The following is a 627-nucleotide window of genomic DNA, read 5'->3' as shown; positions in this document are numbered from 1 at the left end:
AAGAACCGGACAGCTCGCCGGGTATAACGATGGGACCGTCGAGAACTCTCACGTCACTGGTGAGGTTACCGGGACTTATCGAGTTGGCGGCATAGTCGGCCGTAACGATGGGACGGTTCGTCGCTCCTACGCGATTGGAGAACCGACTCGTGGAAGCGATTGGTTTGGCGGACTGGTCGGTTTCAACCAGGGGACGGTCAATCGCTCCTTCGCTGCAAGAGCCGTCGACGGAGGGGGAGGCAGCACGTCTGCTGGCGGACTGGTCGGCGTCTCCACGGGAACGATAGCGGATTCCTACGCTACTGGCACGGTTACTGCGAGCTGGTACGCCGGTGGAGTACTCGGGTCGTTCCAAGCGGACCCTGGAGGAACGGTTCAGCGTTCGTACGCCACTGGGTCTCTCAGTATCGACGACGAGACGCAGGGGATTGGTGGCCTCGTCGGTGGCTCCGCTGTTGAACCGACTACCGTGGAGCAGGCTTACTGGGACGTAGGAACGACGAACGAGGACAGTGTGAGTACGGGAGATGGGTGGGAGCCGATAACCTTCACCGACGTCAGCGGCTTCGGAGCGACGGCCGACACCGCTCCCGCTCCCGAGATGCAGGGGGCGAGTGCGGAGACGAA

The 627-nt window shown here is 62.2% G+C and carries 1 protein-coding gene; it reads left to right on the top strand.

Going from position 1 to position 627, the window contains the following annotated elements; genetic code table 11:
• Positions 1–91: 91 nt before the first annotated feature.
• Positions 92–627: GLUG motif-containing protein (locus D3D02_RS21330; protein WP_342764633.1), on the top strand; the 536-nt coding region annotated here is incomplete at its 3' end.

Source organism: Halobellus sp. Atlit-38R (assembly GCF_003665925.1).
In the GTDB taxonomy this organism is placed as follows: Archaea; Halobacteriota; Halobacteria; order Halobacteriales; family Haloferacaceae; genus Haloquadratum; species Haloquadratum inordinatus.
This window is presented reverse-complemented; position numbering and strand designations above follow the sequence as displayed.